This is a genomic window from Labilibaculum manganireducens (assembly GCF_002843385.1).
Lineage (GTDB): Bacteria > Bacteroidota > Bacteroidia > Bacteroidales > Marinifilaceae > Labilibaculum > Labilibaculum manganireducens.
In genome coordinates, this window is record NZ_MVDE01000012.1 from 98,045 (window position 1) to 120,881 (window position 22,837).

The window sequence follows — 22,837 nt, forward strand, 5'->3', positions numbered from 1 at the left end:
GACAGCTTGAATTCGGGCTTCTCTTTAACTGTTTCATTTTAACGTAAAAACAATGTTTTCCATGTCTGGATTTTTTCTAAATATCCGTTTTTTTAGAATGCTTTGTGTAATCTCTGTATTGTTGTTCTCAAATTTTAATTTGATAGCAGCTAAGAAATCGGACCGATTAACTCGAAAAGCCGACAAAGCAGCACAGAGTTTTGTTGAGCAAGCTTCAAAGGAATTTGTTTACACATTTAAGTACGATAGTTTGCAAATAGATTCAGGGCAAAAAGAAATTACATTGTATATGAATCCGGTGTTTTCGTACATCCCGTTTCGCCTGGAATCTGTACAGAGATATAAGAAAGATTTCAAGGAAGAATTGGGGCGTAGATTTCGGAATTATTCCATCCGAATGGAAAGTATGGGACAGGAAATAAGTGATTTAATTCCTAATTTCTATCGAAATGGAAGTGTTGTTTTGGATTCAAATCGTTTGAACAAGAACTCGGAAGTCGCACATCCGTTGGTGCGAAGAGTAAACACAGGGAACGATACAAAACTTGGATTGGAAAATAAACACATTGCTCTTTGGCACTCTCATGGCTGGTATTATGAAAATACACTGGACAGATGGGAGTGGCAGCGGGCAAGAGTTTACACTACGGTGGAAGATTTGTGGACCATGGAATTTGTTGTTCCATATATTGCTCCCATGCTCGAAAAGGCTGGAGCTAATGTGTTGTTTCCCCGTGAAAGAGATGTTCAGAGAAATGAGGTGATAGTAGATGCTGATTGGTCATCGGAAGGATCGGAATATCTTGTATCAGATTCTGTTTGGGAACTGAATTCTCAAGCGGGTTTTGCAAACAAATATCCCTTTTATATTGAAGGAGAAAATCCGTTTGAACTGGGAAGCAGCTATCAGACTGAGGCAGGTACTGACGTATCTGCTAAAGTACAATACATTCCTTGTTTTCCTGAAAAAGGAGAATATGCAGTATCTGTTTCTTATTCTGATGACGAGGATAATGTGAATGATGCGCACTATACCGTGAATCATGCAGGAGGTAAAACTGAATTTTTGGTGAATCAGAGCATGGGTGGTAAAACCTGGATTTATTTGGGGACTTTTCTTTTTGATAAAGGGAAGAATCCCGAAAAGGGAATGGTTGAACTGACTAACGAAAGTAAGGAGCCTGGAAAGTGGATTTCGGCTGATGCAATACGATTTGGCGGAGGAATGGGAAACATTGCCCGTGGAAATCCTGAAGAATTGGATGAGCTGAAGAAACAAAGAGCAGAGCTTGGTTTTAAATTGGACTCCTGTGTTTGGCAAAAATATACGAGTAATCGGCCAAGATATCAGGAGGCAGCACGTTACTATCTTCAGTATGCAGGCATGCCCGATTCGTTGGTGTACAGCATCAATAAAGATTACAAAGCAGATTACAGCAATCGCGGAAAAGATGCAGCTAAGTTTCAGAAAAGAGAAATTGGCAAAACCGACTACAAGGATGATTATATGAGTCGTGGAGAGTGGGTGGACTATTTACTAGGAGCACCTGCAGGACCAACTAAAAATGTTGACGCAAAAGGTTTGGGTATTCCTATTGATATGGCCCTGGCTTTTCATACCGATGCCGGTTTTACACCAAATGATTCCATTATTGGAAGTTTGGCTATTTATTCGACCACCCGGGATGAGGATTATTTTCCAAACGGACAATCGAAATGGGCAAGCCGCGATTTAACGGATATTGTTCAAACGCAGGTAGTGGAAGATATTCGAAAAAAGTATGAACCAAAATGGACGCGCAGAGGGATGTGGAACAAGCAATACTCAGAAGCGTACCGTCCAAAAGTTCCTACTATGTTGTCTGAATTGTTATCGCACCATAATTTTGCAGATATGTATCAGGGGATGGATCCTAAATTTAAATTCGATATCAGCAGAGCTTATTACAAAGGCATTTTAAAGTTTTTGTCATCGCAGGATGGACGGGATTATGTGGTGCAGCCTTTGCCGGTTGATCATTTTCAAATCAGGGAAACTGAAAACGGAATTGTTCTTTCATGGAAACCAGTAATAGATCAATTGGAGCCTACGGCAGTTTCTGAATCATACAAGGTTTACACAAGAATTGAAGATGGTGGGTTTGATAACGGGATAGTTGTCCCCAATTCAGAATATAGAATTACGAATTGCCAACCTGGTGTGATTTATAGTTTTAAGGTGACAGCACTAAACAAAGGCGGTGAAAGTTTTGATTCGGAAATTTTAGCCTGTTGCAAATCAGAAAATGGTAAAAAGCCTGTTTTAATTGTAAATGGATTTGATCGTGTTTCGGCTCCTCAGGGATTTGATGATGGGAAGTTCGCCGGTTTTATAAGTTCGGAAGATGAGGGTGTCGCATACAAAAGAAATATTGCCTGTGTGGGTGATCAGTACGATTTCGATCGAAAATCGAAATGGTTGGACGATGATGCTTCTGGACATGGAAGCTCATATGCCGATCAGGAAGAACGAATAATTCCGGGTAATAGTTTCGATTATCCTTTTGTGCACGGACAAGCGATTCGGGATAATGGCTTTGGATTTGTATCGATGAGTGATGAGGCCTTTGAAGAATTGAATTGGGAGGCGAAGGATTATTCTGTGTTGGATTTGATTTTTGGAGAGGAAAAAACCACAAAGAGAATCTACGGAAAAGAAAATAAAGATTTTACAATTTACACGCCCGAAATGAGAGAGGCGATTCGAAAATACATAAGCTGCGAAAATGCAAATTTGATATTGACGGGAGCTTATGTGGGAACTGATTTGGAGTTGTGCGGCGATAGTCTGGCAAAATCTTTTGCTGAGAATGATTTGCATTATCAGTTCAGAACCAATCATGCGAGCAAATTGGGGAAAGTATCGCATACAAACGAAGTGAGAAATAATTTCACGGGAGAATATCAATTTGAAACGGAATATTCAGCCGATATATATAAGGTAGAAGCACCCGATGCAATTGAACCTAAAGGGGATGGCGCAAAAGTTCTTCTTCGTTATTCAGGAAATAATAAAAGTGCCGGTGTAGTGTATGATGGAAACTATCAATCTGTAATTTTAGGATTTCCATTTGAAACACTGGAAACGAAAGAGCATCGAAATAAATTGATGAAACAGATGCTTCAATTTTTTAATCAGTAAGAAAATAATAAAAACACAATAATTACTATGAACGAAAAGGTGACATGTTTTATTCCTTTTGGAACAAAGGAAGAGACCGAAATAACAATCAATGAGCTGATAAAATCAGATTTAGTAGCTGCGATTTATGTTGTTGGTGGCGATGCTCAACTGGAGGCTGAAGGTGTTAATGTATTAACATCGGAAAGCTTATCGCACGGGAAAACGATTCATGCAATTGCTGAAAAATCAGATTCTGAATATGTTTTTATCTACACAAAAACAAGTGCCTTAACTTTGGGACAATTGGCTTTGGATCGGTTTATGAAGGTAGCCAAGGATACAAATAGTGGCTTGGTGTATTCAAATTATCGTGCAATTAAAGAGGGAGTGGTTGAAAATTGCCCGGTAATTGATTATCAGGAAGGAAGTTTGAGAGATGATTTTAATTTTGGATCGGTGCTTTTTTATGATGCGAAAGTGTTAAAAGAGGCAGTAAAGGATGTAGATACTACCTTTCGTCATGCAGGATTGTATGAATTGCGCTTGGCAGTAGCGGCGCGTTCTGAATTTATGAGAATTCCGGAAGTGTTGTACACCGAAGAAGAAATGGATACAAGAAAATCGGGAGAGAAAATTTTCGATTACGTTGATCCTAAGAATCGTGCCGTGCAAATTGAAATGGAGATTGCCTGCACTGAGCATTTGAAAAGAATTGGAGCTTTTTTAGCACCAAAATTTGATCATGTTGCTTTTGATGAAGGTGATTTTAAGATAGAAGCTTCTGTTGTGATTCCGGTTCGGGATCGTGTAAAAACCATCGAGGATGCGATTAAATCGGTATTGGCTCAGAAAGCAAATGTTGATTTCAATTTAATTATTGTGGATAACTACTCTACGGATGGAACGACTGAAATTATTCAGAAATATGCTGCCTTGGACAAACGTATCATTCACATTATTCCGGAACGAAAAGATTTGGGTATTGGTGGTTGTTGGAATGAAGCTGTAGCACATGAGTCTTGTGGTAAATTCGCAATTCAGTTGGATAGTGATGATTTATATGCCGATGAAACCACTGTGCAGAAAGTTGTAGATGCATTTTACAGTCAAAATTGTGCTATGGTTGTTGGAACTTATCAGATGGTGAACTTTGCTTTGGAAGAAATTCCTCCTGGAATAATCGATCACAAAGAGTGGACACCTGAAAATGGACGGAACAATGCGCTTCGCATTAACGGATTGGGTGCGCCTCGTGCATTCTATACTCCTGTATTGCGCAAGAATCCGATTCCAAATGTAAATTATGGTGAGGATTATGCTTTGGGATTGGCAATTTCGCGTAATTACCAGATTGGTAGAATTTACGATTCAATTTATTTGTGTCGTCGCTGGGATGATAATTCTGATGCTTCTTTGGATATCGAAAAAATGAATGCTCACAATACTTACAAAGATCGCATTCGTACCATCGAATTGAAAGCTAGAAAACTGTTGGGCCAAAAATAGATGTAGATTAAAATACTTGATTTAGTCTCTGTGTAACTCAGTGCTCCGTGGTAAAAAAAAAAGTTTAACCACAGAGAGCACAGAGTTGCACAGAGAAAAAAAAGGGAATACAGGGGTGATTCGTAAAATGTTAATTTGGTGTAATTTAATCGTGCCAATAATTTGTTAAACCTTTCTAAATATCTGCGGTTAAGACTCTGTGTAAACAGTGATCTCCGTGGTAAAAAAAAAGTTTAACCACAGAGAGCACAGAGTTACACAGAGAAAAAAAGGGAATGCAGGTGTGATTTGTAAAATGTTAATTCGGTGTAATTTAATCGTGCCAATAGTTTGTAAATACCTGCGGTTAAGACTCTGTGTAAACAGTGTTCTCCGTGGTAAAAAAAAGTTTAACCACAGAGAGCACAGAGTTACACAGAGAAAAAAAGGGAATGCAGGTGTGATTTGTAAAATGTTAATTCGGTGTAATTTAATCGTGCCAATAGTTTGTAAATACCTGCGGTTAAGACTCTGTGTAAACAGTGTTCTCCGTGGTAAAAAAAAGTTTAACCACAGAGAGCACAGAGTTACACAGAGAAAAAAAGGGAATGCAGGTGTGATTTGTAAAATGTTAATTCGGTGTAATTTAATCGTGCCAATAGTTTGTAAATACCTGCGGTTAAGACTCTGTGTAAACAGTGTTCTCCGTGGTAAAAAAAAAGTTTAACTACAGGGAGTACTGAGAATCACAGAGAAAATAAATAGGAATGCAGGTGTGATTTGTAAAATGTTAATTCGGTGTAATTTAATCGTGCCAATAGTTTGTTAAACCTTTCTAAATATCTGCGGTTAAGACTCTGTGTAAACAGTGATCTCCGTGGTAAAAAAAAGTTTAACCACAGAGAGCACAGAGTTGCACAGAGAAAAAAAAGGGAATAGAGGGGTGATTCGTAAAATGTTAATTTGGTGTAATTTGATCGTGCCAATAGTTTGTTAAACCTTTGTAAATACCTGCGGTTAAGACTCTGTGAATCTCAGTAATCTCCGTGGTAAAAAAAAGTTTAACCACAGGGAGTACTGAGAATCACAGAGAAAAAAAGGGAATGCAGGTATGATTTGTAAAATGTTAATTCGGTGTAATTTAATCGTGCCAATAGTTTGTAAATCCCTGCGATTGCTACTCTGTGAATCTCAGTAATCTCAGGGGTAAAAAAAGTTTAACCACAGAGAGCACAGAGGTTCACAGAGAAAAAAAAGGAATGCAGGTGTGATTTGTAAAATGTTAATTCGGTGTAATTTAATCGTGCCAATAGTTTGTAAATCCCTGCGATTGCTACTCTGTGAATCTCAGTAATCTCAGGGGTAAAAAAAGTTTAACCACAGAGAGCACAGAGGTTCACAGAGAAAAAAAAGGAATGCAGGTGTGATTTGTAAAATGTTAATTTGGTGTAATTTAATCGTGCCAGCAGTTTGTAAATACCTGCGGTTAAGACTCTGTGTAACTCAGTGATCTCCGTGGTAAAAAAAAGTTTAATCACAGAGAGCACAGAGGTTCACAGAGAAAAAAAGGGAATGCAGGTATGATTTGTAAAATGTTAATTCGGTGTAATTTAATCGTGCCAATAGTTTGTAAATACCTGCGATTGCTACTCTGTGTAAACAGTGATCTCCGTGGTAAAAAAAAGTTTAACCACAGAGAGCACAGAGGTTCACAGAGAAAAAAAGGGAATGCAGGTGTGATTTGTAAAATGTTAATTTGGTATAATTTGATCGTGCCAATAGTTTGTTAAACCTTTGTAAATACCTGCGGTTAAGACTCTGTGTAAACAGTGATCTCCGTGGTAAAAAAAAAGTTTAACCACAGAGAGCACAGAGGTTCACAGAGAAAAAAAGGAATACAGGTGTTATTTTAGTGAGAAACCTGATAAAACATAAGAAGTATGAAGCAATTTTTTCAAATTTTAGTGGTGTTGCTTATTTCTCTAAGCTCTTGCCAGGGAAAGCAATCCCAACAAGAAGTAAGGAAAGAAATTCAACTTTCAGATTCTACGGATCAGGAAATCTTTAATTCCATTCGGGAAATAGCAGGATCGATGTCTATCGATTCCTTGCCATTGAATGATCGGGTAATTGAAGTGGCAAAAATGTTTATGCAAACAGACTATGTTGGTGGTACTTTGGATGGGAATGAGAAAGAACAGATGGTCGTTAATTTCCGGGAGTTGGATTGCACAACTTATTTGGAGAATGTTGTGGCCTTGTCAAAAGTATTATCCAACGATTCGCTTACAACTGATGATTTTTTGAAAGAGCTTGAAAATTTGCGTTACCGAAATGGTAAATTAACTGATTATGCCTCTCGCTTGCATTATTTTTCCGATTGGATATATGAAAATGAAAAAAAGGGAATCGTAAAAAATATTACGTGTGAAATTGGTGGTGAAAAGTACAATAAAACAATCAATTTTATGAGTACGCATGTCGATTCTTATCCTGCATTAAAAGTGGATGTTTCATTGGTAGAAGAGATACGGAAGACCGAAAATGAAATCAATAAAAGAGAATTGTTTTTTATTCCCGAAAACAATATTAAAAACTTGGAAAATAAAATTCAAAATGGCGATTTAATTGCCATTACTACTAAAATAGAAGGTCTGGACATATCTCATGTTGGGATTGCGATTCATGTGAATAACCGACTGCACTTGATGCATGCCTCGAGCAAAGCTAAAAAAGTAGTGATTTCGGATATTCCTTTAGCAGAGATGCTCATGCAAAGTAAATATCAATCGGGAATAATAGTTGCTAGGTTAAAATAACCTGACAGAGTCGAAGACCTGTCAGCGTTTAAATAGTGTTATAAAGAATATACTTTGTCAAGATATTGGAAAACAATGAATGTAAACAGCATAAATAAATTAGAGAATTTATTGGAGGAGAAATCTTCCACTCAAATATTAGGTGATTTTTTGAACGATCAGCTTATAAATTGGCCTTTGGCAACAGGAAATTACAAGGGATTGGAAAAAGTGGAAGAAAAAGAATTTCAATTTGATGGCTATACAATAAAAGTTCAGTTCAATCCGGAAAGAATCAGATCGTCAGCTGCGAAAGTAGATCAAAAGAGCATCGAGAATCGTGCGTGTTTTTTGTGTCTCGATAAACTTCCTAAAGAACAAGCTGGTATTGCTCAAGGCGATGATTTTGTGATTCTGGTGAATCCGTTTCCAATTATTCCTCAGCATTTTACCATTCCAAAAGTCGATCATGTCGATCAGAGTTTTGAAGAGAATGTTTCAGGAATGTTGTCTTTGGCTAAAAATATGCAAGGATATACTTTGTTTTATAACGGACCAAAGTGTGGAGCGTCAGCTCCCGATCATATGCATTTTCAGGCAGGCAATAAAGATTTTATGCCAGTGGAAACAGAGTATGCAGTTTTAAAAAATTTGCAGTCGGAACTTTTGAGTAATTCAAATCAATTTGAGATGCGTGCTTTTTCGAATTATTTAAGGAAAATGATTTCCATCGAGTCGGAAAGTGAAATTGAAATGATGAAGGCTGTTTCTGTTTTTTATCAGACTTTTTCTGTCATGCAGCCAGAAGAAAAAGAGCCAATGCTCAATGCAATCTGCTCTTTTGTCGATGGCAAATATAGTATGCATTTGTTTCCTCGAAAATTACATCGTCCATCGCAATATTTTGCCGAAGGCGATCAGCAATTGCTCATAAGCCCTGCATCAGTCGATTTTGGCGGTGTATTTATAACGCCACGCAGAGAAGATTTTGAGAAAATCACATCGGATGATATTGTAGATATTTTCAAACAAGTAAGTGTTGACGATGAGTTTTTTCAATCACTTTGTAAGAAGTTAAGAGTTAATTTGGGGCTCTCACTTTAAGTGAGATTCCCAATAATTAGGAACTATTGGGAATCCGACTTTAAGTCGGAATACCAAATTTACATAAGGAAACGAACTGTACTCTAAGACAAGGGAAATGAATTGTACGTTGAGGGAATGCGATTGTAAGAGAAAGTAATGCAAATGTAGGTCTTGGGACTTAAAATGTAACAAAAGGGAGCATGAATGCAGGTCGAGGGACTGTGAATGTAACAAAAGGGAATCAAAATGTAAGTTGTGGGACTGCAAATGTAAGTTGCGGAACTGCAAATGTAATTGAAGGGAATGAGAAAGTAAGTAGAAACAATACAATTGTATAGAGTCTTACATCAAATTAAACTCTAAGTAATTAAAAGAAACATGACCCATACGATACGACAATATCTGGATAAGGATTTTGATGAAGTTTTCACTCTTTGTCAAAACGCATACAAGTTCGATTCTTTTACCAAAGAATTGCTTCACGAAAAAATCTACGACGATCCTTTTTTCAATCCTGAAATAATTTGGCTTGCAGAGGAAGGAACTACTATTGTAGGATTTTTAATGGGAACCTGCCGAATGGATATTCGGGGAGTGAATTATGGCTACGTAAAATTAATGGCGGTAAGCGAAACTCATCAGCGAAAGGGAATTGCCAGGAGCATGTATGAATTGCTCGAAAAGGAGTTGCGTTCGCGAAAGGTCGATGTGATGCGTTTGGGTGATGTGCCAATGAATTATTTCATGCCGGGAATTGATCCCAGATACACCCCGGCACTTTGTTTTGCCATGCGAATGGGATTCAATCGATTTATGGATACTTCCAATCTTGTAGTCGATTTGTCTGATCGGGAATGGTCTGATGAAAAGAAAATAATGGCTTTAAAATCTGATGATATTGAAGTTTGTCGTGCAACAGCAGAAGACAAGGATGAATTGATGGATTTTGTTGCTGAAGAATGGAAGCTATGGCAGTATGAATTGGAGATGGCCTGCAAATCGAATCCGATTGCCATTCATGTTGCAAAGTTGAATGGGAAAATAAAAGCATTCTCGGCACACAGCGCTAATAATAAAGGCTTGTCATGGTTTGGTCCAATGGGAACACATCCCGATTTGCGTGGGAAAGGCATGGGAAAAGTGTTGCTGTATCGCTGCTTGGAAGATTTGAAAAATACAGGCTTCAAAACAGCAATAATTCCATGGGTAGGACCAATCGATTTTTATTCTCATCATGCAGGAGCTGTGGTCGAAAGAGTATTTTGGCGATATGAGAAAAAACTGACTGAATAAATTGATAAGAACTAAGATGGGAAAGATGAGATAATAAAAGTTGAGTTCCGGATAGTTTGGAGCTGTAAATAATCTATTGTCTAGGATCTAATATCTAAAATCTATTAAAAAATGAACGAACCACAACTACGTGTAGGCATCATGTATGAGCCTAAAATTTCATTCACATTAAATGGAATTTACATACTTCAGCAAAATGGAAAAGAATATACAGGAAAGCAAGATGCCTGCTATGTCGATGATAATATAGCCTTTGATGGCCTGGTAGATGAAGAATTGGTTTTCTATCCAAAATATTACGAAGAAGCATCTTTCGATCTTTTTGATGTGACAATTGGAATAAAATTCCATTGGGAGCGAAAGGAAGATCAGCGCTTCAAAGGTGCTTTGCACTTTATTTGCGAAGATGAAAAATTAACTGCCATCAATGTTCTTTCTTTAGAGGATTATTTGGTAAGTGTTATTTCATCTGAAATGAGTGCAACAAGCAGCATGGAACTGTTGAAAGCTCATGCAATTATTTCCCGTTCATGGTTAATCGCGCAGGTAATAAAAGGGGCTGAATTGCAAAAATCAGAAACCAATTATCAGAGTATTGTTGAAACCGATGAGCAATATATTCGTTGGTACGATCGCGAAGATCATGTGAATTTTGATGTTTGTGCCGATGATCATTGTCAGCGTTATCAAGGCATTACCAAACAATCGACCAAACTGGTAGTCGATGCAATAGATGCAACTCGTGGACTGGTGCTTACCAGTGAGGGTGAAGTTTGCGATGCCCGTTTCTCGAAATGTTGTGGTGGCGTTGCCGAGACATTTGAAAATGTATGGGAACCTAAAAATCATAAATACCTGCAGGCGGTTATCGATAATCCGAAAGTTCCTGCTGGATACGATATGAATTTGAAAAATGAAACAGCAGCAGTGAAATGGATTAGTACTTCGCCTGAAGCATTTTGCAATACCACCGATAAAGAAATTTTGTCGCAGGTTTTGAATGATTACGATCAGGAAACCATGGATTTTTATCGTTGGAAGGTAGAATACGAACAAGATGTAATTTCAGAATTAATAGCACGTAAAACGGGTAAAGATTTTGGACAGATTCTGGATTTAATTCCTGTTGAAAGAGGAGAGTCTGGGCGCTTAATCAAATTGAAAATTGTAGGTTCGAAACGAAGTTTGGTGATTGGAAAAGAATTGGAAATCCGTAAAGTGCTTTCCGAATCGCATTTGTACAGTTCCGAATTTGTTGTTGATAGAGTAGGTGAAGAGAACGGAGTGCCAGCTAAATTTATTTTGATTGGTGCCGGCTGGGGACATGGGGTTGGTCTTTGCCAGATTGGAGCCGCAGTAATGGGTGCCAAGGGATACAAATACGATGAAATTTTGCTGCATTATTTCCGTGGAGCGGAATTGGAAAAAAGGTATTAATTATAGAGATGAGATGTTAGAAATGAGGCATGAGAAAAATGGAGTATGCTTTTTTCTAAAGCTGTAAATAATCTCAAATCTCACGACTCAAATTTATAATCTTAATCAAAAAAATATAAGTATTGAAATAAGATACGTGAATCAGGATTTTTGAAGCTGTAAATAGTCTCAAATCTCTTATCTCAAATCTCACTTCTCATATCTCAGTTCTCAAATCTAAACAAAAAAGAATGTCAAAAACAAAAACTCGCTCACCATGGGCATGGATTCCATCTCTTTATTTTGCAGAAGGCATACCTTACGTTGTGGTGATGACTGTTGCCGTGATCATGTACAAAAAGCTGGGTATTTCAAATACCGATATTGCCTTGTATACCTCTTGGTTGTATTTGCCTTGGGTGATTAAGCCTTTTTGGAGTCCGATTGTAGATATCGTAAAAAGCAAGCGTTGGTGGATTGTTAGTATGCAGTTGTTGATTGGTGCTGGTTTGGCGGGTGTTGCTTTTACGGTTCCTACCACATTCTTTTTTCAGTCAACATTGGCCTTTTTCTGGCTGTTGGCTTTTAGTTCGGCAACTCACGATATTGCTGCTGATGGTTTTTACATGTATGGAATGGACTCCAATAAGCAGGCCTACTTTATTGGAATACGAAGCACCTTTTATCGCTTAGCCATGATTACCGGTCAAGGACTTTTAATTATTCTGGCAGGATATTTTGAAACCACAAAACTGTTTGGGAATACCGAAAATAATATTCCATTGGCATGGTCGCTAACCTTTTATATTTTAGCTGCCGGATTTTTATTGTTTTGCGTTTATCACAAGTTTGCACTTCCGTATCCAAAGGAGGATGAAGACCGGGAGGTAAAAAGCTTTTCCAGTGTATTCGAGGATTTTGCTGAGACCTTTGTTTCTTTTTTCATGAAAAAGGATATTTTGAAAATCGTAGGGTTGCTCTTGGTGTATCGTTTGGGCGAATCTCAATTGGTGAAAATGGCATCTCCTTTTCTTCTCGATCCGAAAGAAGTTGGCGGATTAGGTTTATCTACGGGCGATGTTGGATTGGTTTATGGAACCATAGGAATCATTTTCTTAACTCTGGGAGGTTTGCTTGGAGGATATCTGGCTTCAAAAAATGGATTGAAATATTGGTTTTGGCCAATGGTAATTGCCATTAACCTGCCAAACCTTGTGTATGTTTACCTTTCTTACGCATTGCCCGAATCTTTCTTTTTGATTTGTGCCTCGGTGGCCGTAGAGCAATTTGGATACGGTTTTGGCTTTACAGCATATATGCTTTATCAGATATATGTATCCGAAGGAAAACACAAAACGGCTCACTTTGCATTTTGTACAGGCTTAATGGCTTTGGGCATGATGTTGCCAGGAATGATTTCCGGTTGGCTGCAGGAGTTGTTGGGCTATCAGCACTTCTTTATTTGGGTGATGATTTGTACCATCCCAAGTTTTATAATGATAAAATTGATTGATATAGATCCGAAATTTGGTATTAAAACGGGAAAAGATGAAAAATAGAATTGCTTTTTTGGGGGATAGCTTAACCGAGGGAGGATGCTGGGAAGAATACTTTCCTGCTTATGAGATTTCTAATTTTGGAATATCCGGAGAGCGGTCTGATGAAATCCTTTTTCGATTGGATGAGGTTCTGTTTTGGGAACCTAAAAAGATTTTTTTGATGATGGGAATTAACGATTTGGGTGAAGGTTTAAGTTCTGAAAAGATTCTTACGAATTATAAAAAAATATTTTCAATAATGAAGGAGCATAAGGACATTGAATTGATCGTTCAAAGTCTTTTACCTACTAATGAGACTCTTTTTAAGAGTGATAATTTTGATGGGTTGAAAATTCTGGAAGTCAATTTTCACTTGAGAGATTTGTGTGAGAAAGAGAAGATTACTTTCGTGGATTTGTATACCGCTTTTTCAACCTATAAATCCCAAATGATTAAAGATTATACCAATGATGGTTTGCATTTGAATGAAGCCGGTTATAGGGTATGGCGGAATTGTTTGCAATCTCAAAATCTCATCTAAAATCTAGATAATGAAAAAAACAGAACGTTTAATGGCTTTGGATGCCTTTCGGGGATTAACCATTGCTGCCATGATTACGGTGAATACTCCAGGAAGTTGGGGACATGTTTATGCTCCATTGCTTCATTCAAAGTGGAATGGCTGTACGCCAACCGATTTGGTGTTTCCTTTCTTTCTATTTGCTGTTGGTGTTGCCATGTGGTTTGCTTTCGGGAAATTCGATCATAAATTAAGTCCCGAAGCAGGCAGGAAGATTCTGAAGCGGACTGTAATCATTTTTGGCATAGGTTTGTTATTGAATGCCTTTCCATTTATTCAGGTTGAGTTGGAGAATTTTCGGATAATGGGAGTTTTGCAGCGAATCGCCTTGGCTTATGGAATAGGAAGTTTGCTTTGTTTGTGGCTGAGTAAAGCTCGTTTGGTAATTGTCTCATTGGCTATTCTACTGGCATATTGGGGATTGGTTTTTTTCCTTGGTGGCAATCATCCATATAGTTTAGAGGGAAATCCAACAATGGCTTTCGATAGCAAGATTTTGGGAGCGGATCATCTGTACAAAGGTTTTGGTATTGCTTTCGATCCCGAAGGATTGTTTAGCACTCTTCCTGCAATTGCCACAGTGATTCTTGGATATCTTGCCGGATATTTAATTGAATCCACCGAGCGAAAGAAGTTGGTTGCAAAGCTATTGATGTTTGGTTCTTTAGGCGTGATTGCTGGTTTAATTTGGAGTTTAGGATTTCCTATTAATAAACCAATATGGTCTAGTTCTTATGTGGTTTATACCGCAGGTTTAGCACTTTTGGTTTTAGCTGTAATGATTTACCTGATCGATATTTTGGAATACAAGAAATGGGCTCATCCTTTTCTTGTTTTCGGAATGAATCCATTATTTATTTATGTTCTTTCAGGAGTTTGGGTAAGAGTGATTATTTATTTGGTTCATTTTTCAGATCAGGCAGGAAATTCAACAACCGGATATGTCTGGTTGTGTAAAAATGTATTTGCATCCTGGGCAGGAGATATGAATGGATCTTTGTTTTTTGCGCTGGCACATATCGTTGTCTATTGGCTCATCGTGCTGTTTCTCTATAAACGGAAGATATTTATTAAAATATAAAAGAAAAGCTTCGGATTTAATCCGAAGCTTTTTTTGAGTCAAATAATTTATTTAGAAATTTGTTTGGTTTAGTTTCTTTTATCGATTTGTTTCGACTGAGTAACATGGGGGCCGAAACGCCCAGCGAAAGTGCCGATAATACAAAAAAGGCTTTCAATCCATTGTCAACAGTTTCTTGTAACAACTGCAGAAAAACAGCATGATCATTTTCTCCTGTTAAATGGATAATTCCCAGCATCATTCGGTAAGTAAATGCACCCGGAACCATTGGGATAACTGCAGGAATAGCAAACACAAAGGGTGGCGAATGTCTTAAGTGAGCAGCACGGATGCTTAAAAAACCAATTAGTAAAGCGCCCATAAGCGAGCTGAGAATGATATTCATTCCCAGCTTTAGGCAGATCAGTTTTACTGTTCCGCCCAAAGCACCCATGATGAATATTACCCATAATGTACGGGGAGGAACATTAAAGAGTATTGCAAAACCTGTAGCTGCAAAGCCCAGCCAAATCCATGTCTCAAAAAATACAATCCACTCCATATTCTAAATGTTATAAATAAGAATCGCTCCAAGTAAACCCAAAGCAATCGAAAAAGCGATAATTAATCCATTAAGTCCTCTTACCACTCCGTTTATAATATTTCCATCCAAAAGATCCAGCAGGGAATTAATTAATGGAATTCCAGGAATCAGATATAAAACAGAGGTTGCAAAAGCATATTCCGGATTGCTGCTAATGTGCAGATTAACTGCAGCTCCCGAAATCATAGCTGATACAAAAGCGGCCAGGAAAATACATAAATAAGGATTAAATTCTCTTTTTGTGACTTCCTGTCTTACAAATAAGCCAACAAAAGTTGCCACAAAAGCAATTAGCATTTCGATGGCTTCACCACCAAAAATACGGCAGAATGAGGCACCTGCCAAAGCTACCATCAGCAATGTTACGATCCTAGGATAATGAGGTACAGACTTTAATCGGTCTATTTCATGACGAACCATTTCCAAATCCCATTTTTCCTCTATAATGTGCCAGCTCATTCTGCTGAGTCCGCTAACAATTTTGAAATTGACACGATGAGCCGATGTTTGCATCAGCCGGCTAAAGAACAGATCAGACTCTTCGTTGTTTATGGTTAACATTAATGCGCGATGGGTAATTAATAATTCTGCATGGTATCCAAAGGCTGAAGCAATACGCATTACGGTAACCCGAATTCTAAATGTATTTGCTCCGGTTTCCATAAGTAAGGCTCCTACTTCAAGCAGAATTTTACACAGCTCGTTAATCTTCTCTTTTTCGGATAAAACCATATTTTTTTATTGTTTTGAAATGATATTAACCTGATTGTTGAATACTTCAAATGAGTTTTTTGTAAACCGATCTATCCGTTACTCTGTGGTTGTATGTTTAGCAACAAAAACTTGTGTCTTAATTTGTTGTGGTAGTACAAAGTTGTTTAGCTGAAAGGTTTTGTTTCAAAGTAGATTTTATTTTCTCTAAAATAAAGAATATATCAGGCAAAAGTAATCATTTTTACAATTTCACATTCTGATACAATGATAAATTATGATTCTAATTTTCATTTTATTGCGATCAATTATAGAGCCAGTATTTTTTTGATTTTTCCAAAAATGATTCTCTGGGCGCAAACCAAAGTTCTTTGATGTCACTTACCAGAAAGTTTTCGGTAAATCTCATTCTTATTTCCTTACTTCCGCATACTTTGTCGAACATACTTAAGCGTGATGCTTCGCACATTTCAAAAGGATTTTTATTGGGATACAATTTGTGACATTCCTGCATCACATAAAATTGAATGAGGGAGATTGGTGCTTTCTGAGTGTCTGTAAAATGCAATTGAACCCCATGAAGCATAAGGCCTTTTCCGACTGAATAGTATGGTTTATAGTGTACTGGGCGAAAAAGAACACCTGAGATTTGCAGATTATTTAAACTTTCAGCTAAATCGTCAGCATTGATCCATTCGGCAGCAAATAATTCAAATGGCTGAGTATAACCGACACCAATCGAAATGGTATACAATTCTCCAAGTATGCCCGAAGCTGCATAGTAAACTGCACTTGCTGAGTTCGGGATATGAGGAGATGTTGGAACCCAAGGCAAGCCGGTTTCCTGAAAAGTCATGTTTCGTTTCCATCCTTCCATTTTCACAACATGTAGTTTACATTTTTTACCATCCTTCAGCAAGCCTTCTTCATTCAAATAACTAGCCAGTTCGCCGCAAGTTAGTCCGTACACATAGGGTATGGGGAACTGACTCACAAAAGATATTTGTTTAGGTTCAACCAAGCAACCTTCTATCTTATTTCCTCCAAAAGGATTTGGGCGATCCAATACGATAAATTCAACATTGTTTTCGGCACAAGCCTCCATTAATAATCCCATACTGCTGATGTATGTATAGGAACGGACGCCAATATCCTGAATGTCGTATACAATAGCATCCAAACCTTTTAGCATTTTAGCATTTGGTTTTTGTTGTCTGCCATACAGCGAATAGACTTGAATACCTGTTTTTTTGTCGGTGTAGGTTGCTACTTTCTCACCGGCAGCATGATCTCCCCGTATTCCATGTTCAGGGCTGAATAGAACTTTAACATCTACATCATTGCAAGCATGAAGCAGATCGATAGTCGATTCTAAATTTTGATTTACCCCAGTAGGGTTGGTGATGATTCCAATCTTTTTTCCGGTAAGAAAAGAGTAATTGGTTTTTTGTAGTACATCTATGCCTGTTTTCACTTTTTGGGCAAGGATAGATGTCTGGAAAAATAATATTTGAATGCAGATTAAAAGAAGGGAATATCTTAATCCTCTGTAAATACGCAATGTGTTGTTGTTAATCATGATGACTGTTTTTTAATTTTTACAATTTAGATACTTGTTTTCTTTAATTTTTCATTGCAAAACTAATAAATTTTATATTTTTGTAACATGTATGACAACTTAATAGGTTTTGTGAAATGAATAACTCTTTAAGTCATTATTTTTTGCTTGCTTTTTGCTTCCTGTTTATTGGCTGTAATGTGTCAAATAAAGGTAAAGCAAATTTAGCCTTTTTAATTGATACAGGTGAGTTCACAATCGCCGGTCAAATTATTGGGGAGAAACTTTTGGATGGTGACTTGAACGAAAAGCAAAAAAATGATCTTTTGTTTCAAAAGGACATGATGTCGCGCATCGAGAGAGAGTATGCTTTAACCGAAGCGGATGTACTTGAAAGACTAATGCCTTACTTTTCTGATTCTACGACAATTTACATGGCAAAATGGGAAAAGGAAAAATCGCTTGAATACAGACTGATTAACGGACAGAAACGTTTTTTTAAAAATGCTGTTCCTAATTTATTCCGTTTGAACGAATTTGCGAAAAACAGAAAAGAAGAAATAAGTGAAAAAACGATAGATTCTTTAAAGAGTTTTTGTGTGTCTCACACCTTACAATTAATTTCCGAAAGGACTGAAAATGGGGAGTTGGTGAATCCTGTAGAATGCACAATGACTTATACAATAAGTGTGAAAGCTGACGCTGTTCCAGCAGGTGAGATTATTCGCTGTTGGATGCCTTATCCTAAAGAATCAAATGCCAGACAAACAAATGTTAATTTATTGAGCGTATTTCCTGAAAAATGCATTGTGGCTCCGGATTCATTTGCGCAGAGAAGTATCTATTGCGAGCAGCTTGCAGAGGCAGGTTTGGAAACAAAATTTTCTGTGAAATTCAGAACGAAAACGTATGCGCAAATATATGATCCTGCTAATATGAATTGTGTAGTATATGATACTGCATCTGTTTTGTATCAGAAAAATACAAGCGAACGACCATCGCAAATCATTTTTTCCGATCGGATAAAAAATTTAGCTGATGAAATTTGCGGAGGCGAGAAAAACCCTGTAAAACAAGTGAGTTTGTTGTATGATTGGATCAATTCAAATATTCCCTGGGCAAGTGCTTTAGAGTATTCCATTGTGCCAAACATTCCTGAATACGTATTGGAAAATTGGCATGGAGACTGCGGAATGCAGACTCTCCTTTTCTTGACAATGGCTCGTTATCGCGGAATTCCGGTAAAGTGGCAAAGTGGCTGGATGCTGCATCCTGGCGAGGTAAACCTTCACGATTGGTGCGAAGTGTATTACGAAGGAATTGGATGGGTTCCATTGGATCAGTCATTTGGTTTGCAGGAAAGTAAAAATGATAAGGTGCGAAATTTTTACAAAACAAGCATTGATTCTTATCGGTTAATTGTGAATGAAGATTTCTCGCAGGATTTGTTTCCTTCCAAAATCTGGCCAAGAAGCGAGCCTGTTGATTTTCAAAGAGGAGAACTGGAATGGAAAGGTGGGAACCTTTATTTTGGTGATTGGACATATAAAATGGAAGTAACGTATAATTAGTATGAGTAAAAAAGGATTTATAGGATTGTTATTGCTGTTGATTGCCTTTGGTGCAATGGCGAAAAATAAATCGCCGAAAAGAGAGATGCGTGCAGTTTGGGTAGCAACAGTCGATAATATTGACTGGCCATCGAAAGCAGGTCTTTCTGTTGAGGAACAAAAGAAAGAAATGACAACTCTTTTGGATCAGCACAAAAAAAATGGAATGAATACCATTGTATTTCAGATTCGTCCGGCTGCCGACGCTTTTTACCAATCACCTTACGAACCTTGGTCGCAATGGTTGAATGGTGAGCAGGGAATTGCGCCTGATCCGTTTTACGATCCGCTTCAGTTTGCTGTTGAAGAGTGTCATAAAAGAGCTATGGAACTTCATGCCTGGATGAATCCGTACAGAGCCGTTTTTCTTTATCAGGAAACAGAAACAGATCCTGAACACATAACGAATCAGCATCCTGAATGGTTCTTAACTTACGGAAAGCACAAGTATTTTAATCCGGGATTGCAGGAAACCAGAGATTATGTGTCCAAAATTGTCGGTGATGTTGTTCGCCGGTATGATGTTGACGCCATCCATTTTGATGATTATTTCTATCCATACAAAATAGCCGGAGAACCATTTCCAGATTCCTTAAGCTTCGCTCAAAATGGAGGTGAATTTTATCCGAACCGAATTGATGATTGGCGAAGAGATAATGTGAATCGTGTGATTAAGCAAATTAATGATACCATCAAATCGATTAAGCCGTGGATGCCTTTTGGGATTTCTCCTTTTGGAGTCTGGCGCAATAAGGATATGGATAAATCCGGATCGAGAACCAAAGCTGGTCAAACCAATTATGATGATTTATATGCTGATGTTTTGTTGTGGTTAAAAAACGATTGGATTGATTATGTGACACCTCAAATTTATTGGCACATTGGAAAAAAAGTTGCCGATTATAGAAAAATTGCGAAATGGTGGCGAAACAATTCTTATGGTAAGCCTTGCTATATTGGGCAAGGTGCTTATCGTCTGGACTCTGCTTCAAAAACGAAAGCGTGGCAGACTTCTGATCAAATTATCCGGCAAATAAAACTGAATCGTCGTTTGAAAGGATTAAAAGGCAGCATGTTTTTTTGTTCGAAGAATTTCACCGAAAACCGATTAGGAATTAATGAAGCCTTACAAACAGAGGTATATCAGAGTCCTGCACTTAATTTGGAAAACAGCAATTATCAAGCGACCAAATTGGACGCGCCAAAATTGCAAATAAAGGAAAGTGTGCTGACTTGGAATGCTGTTGAAGGAGCCATTTACTATGTCGTATATCAGTCATCTGGAAAATCAATTAAAAACAATAAAGTATTTTGTATTACAACTTTATTGGAATTTAAAATACCAAAACAAGGAGAAAGGATGTTTTACTCGCTTAAATCAGTGAATAGAGGCCATTTTGAAAGTGTTGCCAGTAATTGGGTAAAGGCAGGTAAATAAATAGATGTCTATTTGTTAAATTTAAATATGTTCACTCGCATGATAAGTGTGTGTTTTTAAACATGTTGAACCGTTATTGGAAATCAACGGATGTGTTTAAATTTGGAATCATGTAAGATGTAATACCAATTAAATTAAAATGAGAAATAAAGTTTGGTTAGTGATTATTTTTATTGGTTTTGCTTGTAGTAATGATTCAAAATTGTTGCAGCAGGCAAACCAAATTTCTCATGCTGTAAAGTTGCAGATTGCACCGGATAGTAGAGAAGCAATTTTTAATCCTGCTTTTTCTATCAATAAGGACAATGGAATAGTTGTTAGTGGAGAAACATCTCTGCCGGAGGCAAAGTTAGCTTTGTTCTCAGCTCTGGAAGCCTTGGAAGTTCATTTGGTAGATAGCTTGATTGTACTTCCTGAGAAAAAATTAGGGGATAAAACTTGGGGAGTAATCAACTTAAGTGTTGTGAACTTAAGAGCTTACCCAAAGCATTCGGCAGAGCTTGTTTCGCAATCAATAATGGGCACGCCGGTCAGGCTTTTAAAAGAAGAGAATGGCTGGTATCAACTACAGACTCCGGACAAATATATTGCCTGGGTTGACGGCGCTGCAATTGCTCAAAAAACAGAGTCTGAAATGAAGGCTTGGAGGAATTCAAACAGAGTAATCTTTCTTCCTGATTTCGAAGTCGTAAAAGATCCGGAACAAAATGAGGTGGTGACCGATTTGGTTGCAGGGGCAATTCTCGAAGTTGAGAAAGAGCATCAGAACAGTTATGATTTGACTTTGCCTGATGGAAGAAGAATACAAGTTGAAAAATCGAATTGCGAGTTGCTTTCTGATTGGAAAACATGGGAGTTGAAAGATGTATCTATTTTAACCAAAACAGCAAAAGAATTTCTTGGTCGTCCTTATTTGTGGGGCGGAACTTCAGTAAAGGGGGTAGATTGCAGTGGGTTTGTCAAATCAGTTTATTTTATAAATGGGATTATTTTAGCGCGTGATGCATCATTGCAGTTTCTTCACGGAGATACCATTTCTCCCGCGCAAGGTTTTTTAAAGTTGGCAGAGGGAGATTTGGTTTTTTTTGGAAGAGCTAAGACTGATGAGAAACCAATGAAAGTTACTCATGTGGGAATGTATATGAGTCATGGAGAATATATTCATTCTTCAGGCCGGGTTAGGATTAATAGTTTTGAGCCTGAAGCCGAAAATTATAATGATTACAGGTCGATTACCTGGTTGGGTGGACGACGGGTTTTAAATAGAATTGGAGAGTCTGGAATTTGCAGGGTTTCCGAGCATCCATGGTATTAAGAGAGTAAAGGAAATGGCAATAGACAGAAGAAAATTTTTAGGAAATACTGGTTTGTTGGCTGGAGCTGCATTTTTGCTTCCGGCAATGAATTCTTGCGGAGGAACAGGAACAGGTAAATCAAAACATTCAGGAACCGGATTGAAACTTAGTTTCGAACCTTATGAGTTGCAGCTGAAACATGTATTTACCATTGCATCTTTTTCCAGAACAACCACCCCGGTAATGCTTACCAAAATTGAGTGGGATGGAGTTGTTGGTTATGGCGAAGCTTCCATGCCTCCTTATTTGGGAGAATCCCACGAAACAGCCGCCAAATTTTTAAGCAGTTTAAATTTGAGACAATTCTCTGATCCGTTTCGGTTGAATGAAATATTAAGCTATGTAGATGCTGTTGCTGAAGGAAATTGTGCAGCAAAGGCGTCAATTGATATCGCTTTGCATGATCTGATTGGAAAATTATTGGAAAAACCATGGTTTAAAATCTGGGGGTACAATCAGGAAAATACTCCGCTGACCACATTTACCATTGGGATGGATAAACCTGATGTGGTAATTGAAAAAGTGAAAGAAGCTTCTCCTTATAAAATGCTAAAAGTGAAAATTGGGAGGGGTACCGATGAGGAGATGATTAATACAATTCGAAAAATTACAGATGTGCCTTTGTGTGTTGATGTGAATCAGGGATGGAAAGACAAACAAGAGGCTTTAGATAAAATTCATTGGTTAAAAGAACAAGGAGTTGTTTTTGTTGAGCAGCCAATGGACAAGCACAATTTTGATGATATGGCTTGGCTGACTCAGCATAGTCCCTTGCCTACAATTGCAGATGAAGCCATTCAGCGATTGGATGATGTGGCAAAATTACATGGAGTTTATTCCGGAATCAATATCAAATTGATGAAGTGTACCGGAATGCGCGAAGCTCATAAAATGATGAATGTGGCCCGTTCATTGGAAATGAAAGTGATGATTGGATGCATGACGGAAACGTCTTGTGGTGTTAGTGCGGCAGCCCAACTGTCGCCTATGGTTGATTGGGCCGATTTGGATGGAAACTTATTAATATCAAATGATCCTTTTAAAGGAATTGAGATTGTCGGCGGGAAAGTAATTTTACCGAACCGTGCGGGAATTGGAGTCATAAAAATATAAGTAATTTTTAATTATTTCTTGCTAATCTA

17 protein-coding genes are annotated in these 22,837 nt (G+C 37.8%); 14 read left to right on the plus strand and 3 right to left on the minus strand.

From position 1 onward, the window contains the following. Positions 1–61: 61 nt before the first annotated feature. The 10 genes from BZG01_RS09855 to BZG01_RS09895 all read left to right on the plus strand — a co-directional run bounded on the left by BZG01_RS09855 (position 62) and on the right by BZG01_RS09895 (position 14,440). Positions 62–3,181 (plus strand): golvesin C-terminal-like domain-containing protein, encoded by a 3,120-nt coding sequence (locus BZG01_RS09855; RefSeq protein WP_180327274.1) that lies wholly within the window; start codon positions 62–64, stop codon positions 3,179–3,181. A gap of 27 nt (positions 3,182–3,208) precedes the next feature. Continuing rightward, positions 3,209–4,669 (plus strand): glycosyltransferase family 2 protein, encoded by a 1,461-nt coding sequence (locus BZG01_RS09860; protein WP_101309668.1) that lies wholly within the window; start codon positions 3,209–3,211, stop codon positions 4,667–4,669. 1,919 nt (positions 4,670–6,588) lie between these two features. Continuing rightward, the gene (locus BZG01_RS09865; RefSeq protein WP_101309669.1) at positions 6,589–7,467 is read left to right on the plus strand and encodes an N-acetylmuramoyl-L-alanine amidase-like domain-containing protein; all 879 of its coding nucleotides are present in this window, start codon (positions 6,589–6,591) and stop codon (positions 7,465–7,467) included. Positions 7,468–7,521: 54 nt separating this feature from the next. After that, positions 7,522–8,550: a DUF4922 domain-containing protein gene (locus BZG01_RS09870; RefSeq protein WP_245870331.1), complete on the plus strand. Its 1,029-nt coding sequence runs from the start codon at positions 7,522–7,524 to the stop codon at positions 8,548–8,550. Positions 8,551–8,732: 182 nt separating this feature from the next. Further along, positions 8,733–8,870: a hypothetical protein gene (locus BZG01_RS21550; protein WP_180327275.1), complete on the plus strand. Its 138-nt coding sequence runs from the start codon at positions 8,733–8,735 to the stop codon at positions 8,868–8,870. Between the two features lie 40 nt (positions 8,871–8,910). After that, positions 8,911–9,825 carry a GNAT family N-acetyltransferase gene (locus BZG01_RS09875; protein WP_101309671.1) on the plus strand — a complete coding sequence of 305 codons (915 nt, stop codon included), beginning with the start codon at positions 8,911–8,913 and terminating at the stop codon, positions 9,823–9,825. A gap of 111 nt (positions 9,826–9,936) precedes the next feature. After that, the gene (locus BZG01_RS09880; RefSeq protein ID WP_101309672.1) at positions 9,937–11,262 is read left to right on the plus strand and encodes a SpoIID/LytB domain-containing protein; all 1,326 of its coding nucleotides are present in this window, start codon (positions 9,937–9,939) and stop codon (positions 11,260–11,262) included. Positions 11,263–11,492: 230 nt separating this feature from the next. Then, complete coding sequence (locus BZG01_RS09885; RefSeq protein ID WP_101309673.1) at positions 11,493–12,800, plus strand: MFS transporter; 1,308 nt, start codon at positions 11,493–11,495, stop codon at positions 12,798–12,800. Beyond that, positions 12,790–13,320 (plus strand): GDSL-type esterase/lipase family protein, encoded by a 531-nt coding sequence (locus BZG01_RS09890; protein WP_101309674.1) that lies wholly within the window; start codon positions 12,790–12,792, stop codon positions 13,318–13,320. The genes BZG01_RS09885 and BZG01_RS09890 overlap by 11 nt, the downstream gene beginning before the upstream one ends. A 10-nt stretch (positions 13,321–13,330) precedes the next feature. Beyond that, positions 13,331–14,440 carry an acyltransferase family protein gene (locus tag BZG01_RS09895; protein ID WP_101309675.1) on the plus strand — a complete coding sequence of 370 codons (1,110 nt, stop codon included), beginning with the start codon at positions 13,331–13,333 and terminating at the stop codon, positions 14,438–14,440. 16 nt (positions 14,441–14,456) lie between these two features. On the opposite strand, the gene BZG01_RS09900 is transcribed toward BZG01_RS09895, so the two are convergent. From BZG01_RS09900 to BZG01_RS09910, 3 genes are all read right to left on the minus strand, one after another. Next, the gene (locus tag BZG01_RS09900; protein ID WP_101309676.1) at positions 14,457–14,981 is read right to left on the minus strand and encodes a threonine/serine exporter family protein; all 525 of its coding nucleotides are present in this window, start codon (positions 14,979–14,981) and stop codon (positions 14,457–14,459) included. A 3-nt stretch (positions 14,982–14,984) separates the two neighbouring features. Continuing rightward, positions 14,985–15,755: a threonine/serine exporter family protein gene (locus BZG01_RS09905; RefSeq protein WP_101309677.1), complete on the minus strand. Its 771-nt coding sequence runs from the start codon at positions 15,753–15,755 to the stop codon at positions 14,985–14,987. Positions 15,756–16,038: 283 nt separating this feature from the next. Continuing rightward, positions 16,039–17,313 (minus strand): exo-beta-N-acetylmuramidase NamZ family protein, encoded by a 1,275-nt coding sequence (locus tag BZG01_RS09910; protein ID WP_101309678.1) that lies wholly within the window; start codon positions 17,311–17,313, stop codon positions 16,039–16,041. A 116-nt stretch (positions 17,314–17,429) separates the two neighbouring features. Between BZG01_RS09910 and BZG01_RS09915 the strand changes: the two genes are divergently transcribed. The 4 genes from BZG01_RS09915 (at position 17,430) to BZG01_RS09930 (ending at position 22,808) form a co-directional block, all read left to right on the plus strand. Further along, a complete protein-coding gene (locus BZG01_RS09915) occupies positions 17,430–18,863 on the plus strand; it encodes a transglutaminase-like domain-containing protein (protein WP_101309679.1) in 1,434 nt (477 codons plus the stop codon). Between the two features lies 1 nt (position 18,864). Further along, positions 18,865–20,340, plus strand: coding sequence for a glycoside hydrolase family 10-like protein (locus BZG01_RS09920; RefSeq protein WP_245870333.1), 1,476 nt, complete (start codon positions 18,865–18,867; stop codon positions 20,338–20,340). Positions 20,341–20,479: 139 nt separating this feature from the next. After that, on the plus strand, positions 20,480–21,655 hold the full coding sequence (locus BZG01_RS09925) for a C40 family peptidase (protein ID WP_101309680.1): 1,176 nt from the start codon (positions 20,480–20,482) through the stop codon (positions 21,653–21,655). Positions 21,656–21,668: 13 nt separating this feature from the next. Then, positions 21,669–22,808, plus strand: coding sequence for a dipeptide epimerase (locus tag BZG01_RS09930; protein WP_101309681.1), 1,140 nt, complete (start codon positions 21,669–21,671; stop codon positions 22,806–22,808). Positions 22,809–22,837 lie beyond the last annotated feature (29 nt).

Excerpts from the sequence above, each read along its gene's own strand:
- BZG01_RS09855 (WP_180327274.1), top strand. The coding sequence starts at position 62 with ATGTCTGGATTTTTTCTAAATATCCGTTTTTTTAGAATGCTTTGTGTA.
- BZG01_RS09860 (WP_101309668.1), top strand. The coding sequence starts at position 3,209 with ATGAACGAAAAGGTGACATGTTTTATTCCTTTTGGAACAAAGGAAGAG.
- BZG01_RS09865 (WP_101309669.1), top strand. The coding sequence starts at position 6,589 with ATGAAGCAATTTTTTCAAATTTTAGTGGTGTTGCTTATTTCTCTAAGC.
- BZG01_RS21550 (WP_180327275.1), top strand. The coding sequence starts at position 8,733 with ATGAATGCAGGTCGAGGGACTGTGAATGTAACAAAAGGGAATCAAAAT.
- BZG01_RS09875 (WP_101309671.1), top strand. The coding sequence starts at position 8,911 with ATGACCCATACGATACGACAATATCTGGATAAGGATTTTGATGAAGTT.
- BZG01_RS09880 (WP_101309672.1), top strand. The coding sequence starts at position 9,937 with ATGAACGAACCACAACTACGTGTAGGCATCATGTATGAGCCTAAAATT.
- BZG01_RS09885 (WP_101309673.1), top strand. The coding sequence starts at position 11,493 with ATGTCAAAAACAAAAACTCGCTCACCATGGGCATGGATTCCATCTCTT.
- BZG01_RS09890 (WP_101309674.1), top strand. The coding sequence starts at position 12,790 with ATGAAAAATAGAATTGCTTTTTTGGGGGATAGCTTAACCGAGGGAGGA.
- BZG01_RS09895 (WP_101309675.1), top strand. The coding sequence starts at position 13,331 with ATGAAAAAAACAGAACGTTTAATGGCTTTGGATGCCTTTCGGGGATTA.
- BZG01_RS09900 (WP_101309676.1), bottom strand. The coding sequence starts at position 14,981 with ATGGAGTGGATTGTATTTTTTGAGACATGGATTTGGCTGGGCTTTGCA.
- BZG01_RS09905 (WP_101309677.1), bottom strand. The coding sequence starts at position 15,755 with ATGGTTTTATCCGAAAAAGAGAAGATTAACGAGCTGTGTAAAATTCTG.
- BZG01_RS09910 (WP_101309678.1), bottom strand. The coding sequence starts at position 17,313 with ATGATTAACAACAACACATTGCGTATTTACAGAGGATTAAGATATTCC.
- BZG01_RS09915 (WP_101309679.1), top strand. The coding sequence starts at position 17,430 with ATGAATAACTCTTTAAGTCATTATTTTTTGCTTGCTTTTTGCTTCCTG.
- BZG01_RS09920 (WP_245870333.1), top strand. The coding sequence starts at position 18,865 with ATGAGTAAAAAAGGATTTATAGGATTGTTATTGCTGTTGATTGCCTTT.
- BZG01_RS09925 (WP_101309680.1), top strand. The coding sequence starts at position 20,480 with ATGAGAAATAAAGTTTGGTTAGTGATTATTTTTATTGGTTTTGCTTGT.
- BZG01_RS09930 (WP_101309681.1), top strand. The coding sequence starts at position 21,669 with ATGGCAATAGACAGAAGAAAATTTTTAGGAAATACTGGTTTGTTGGCT.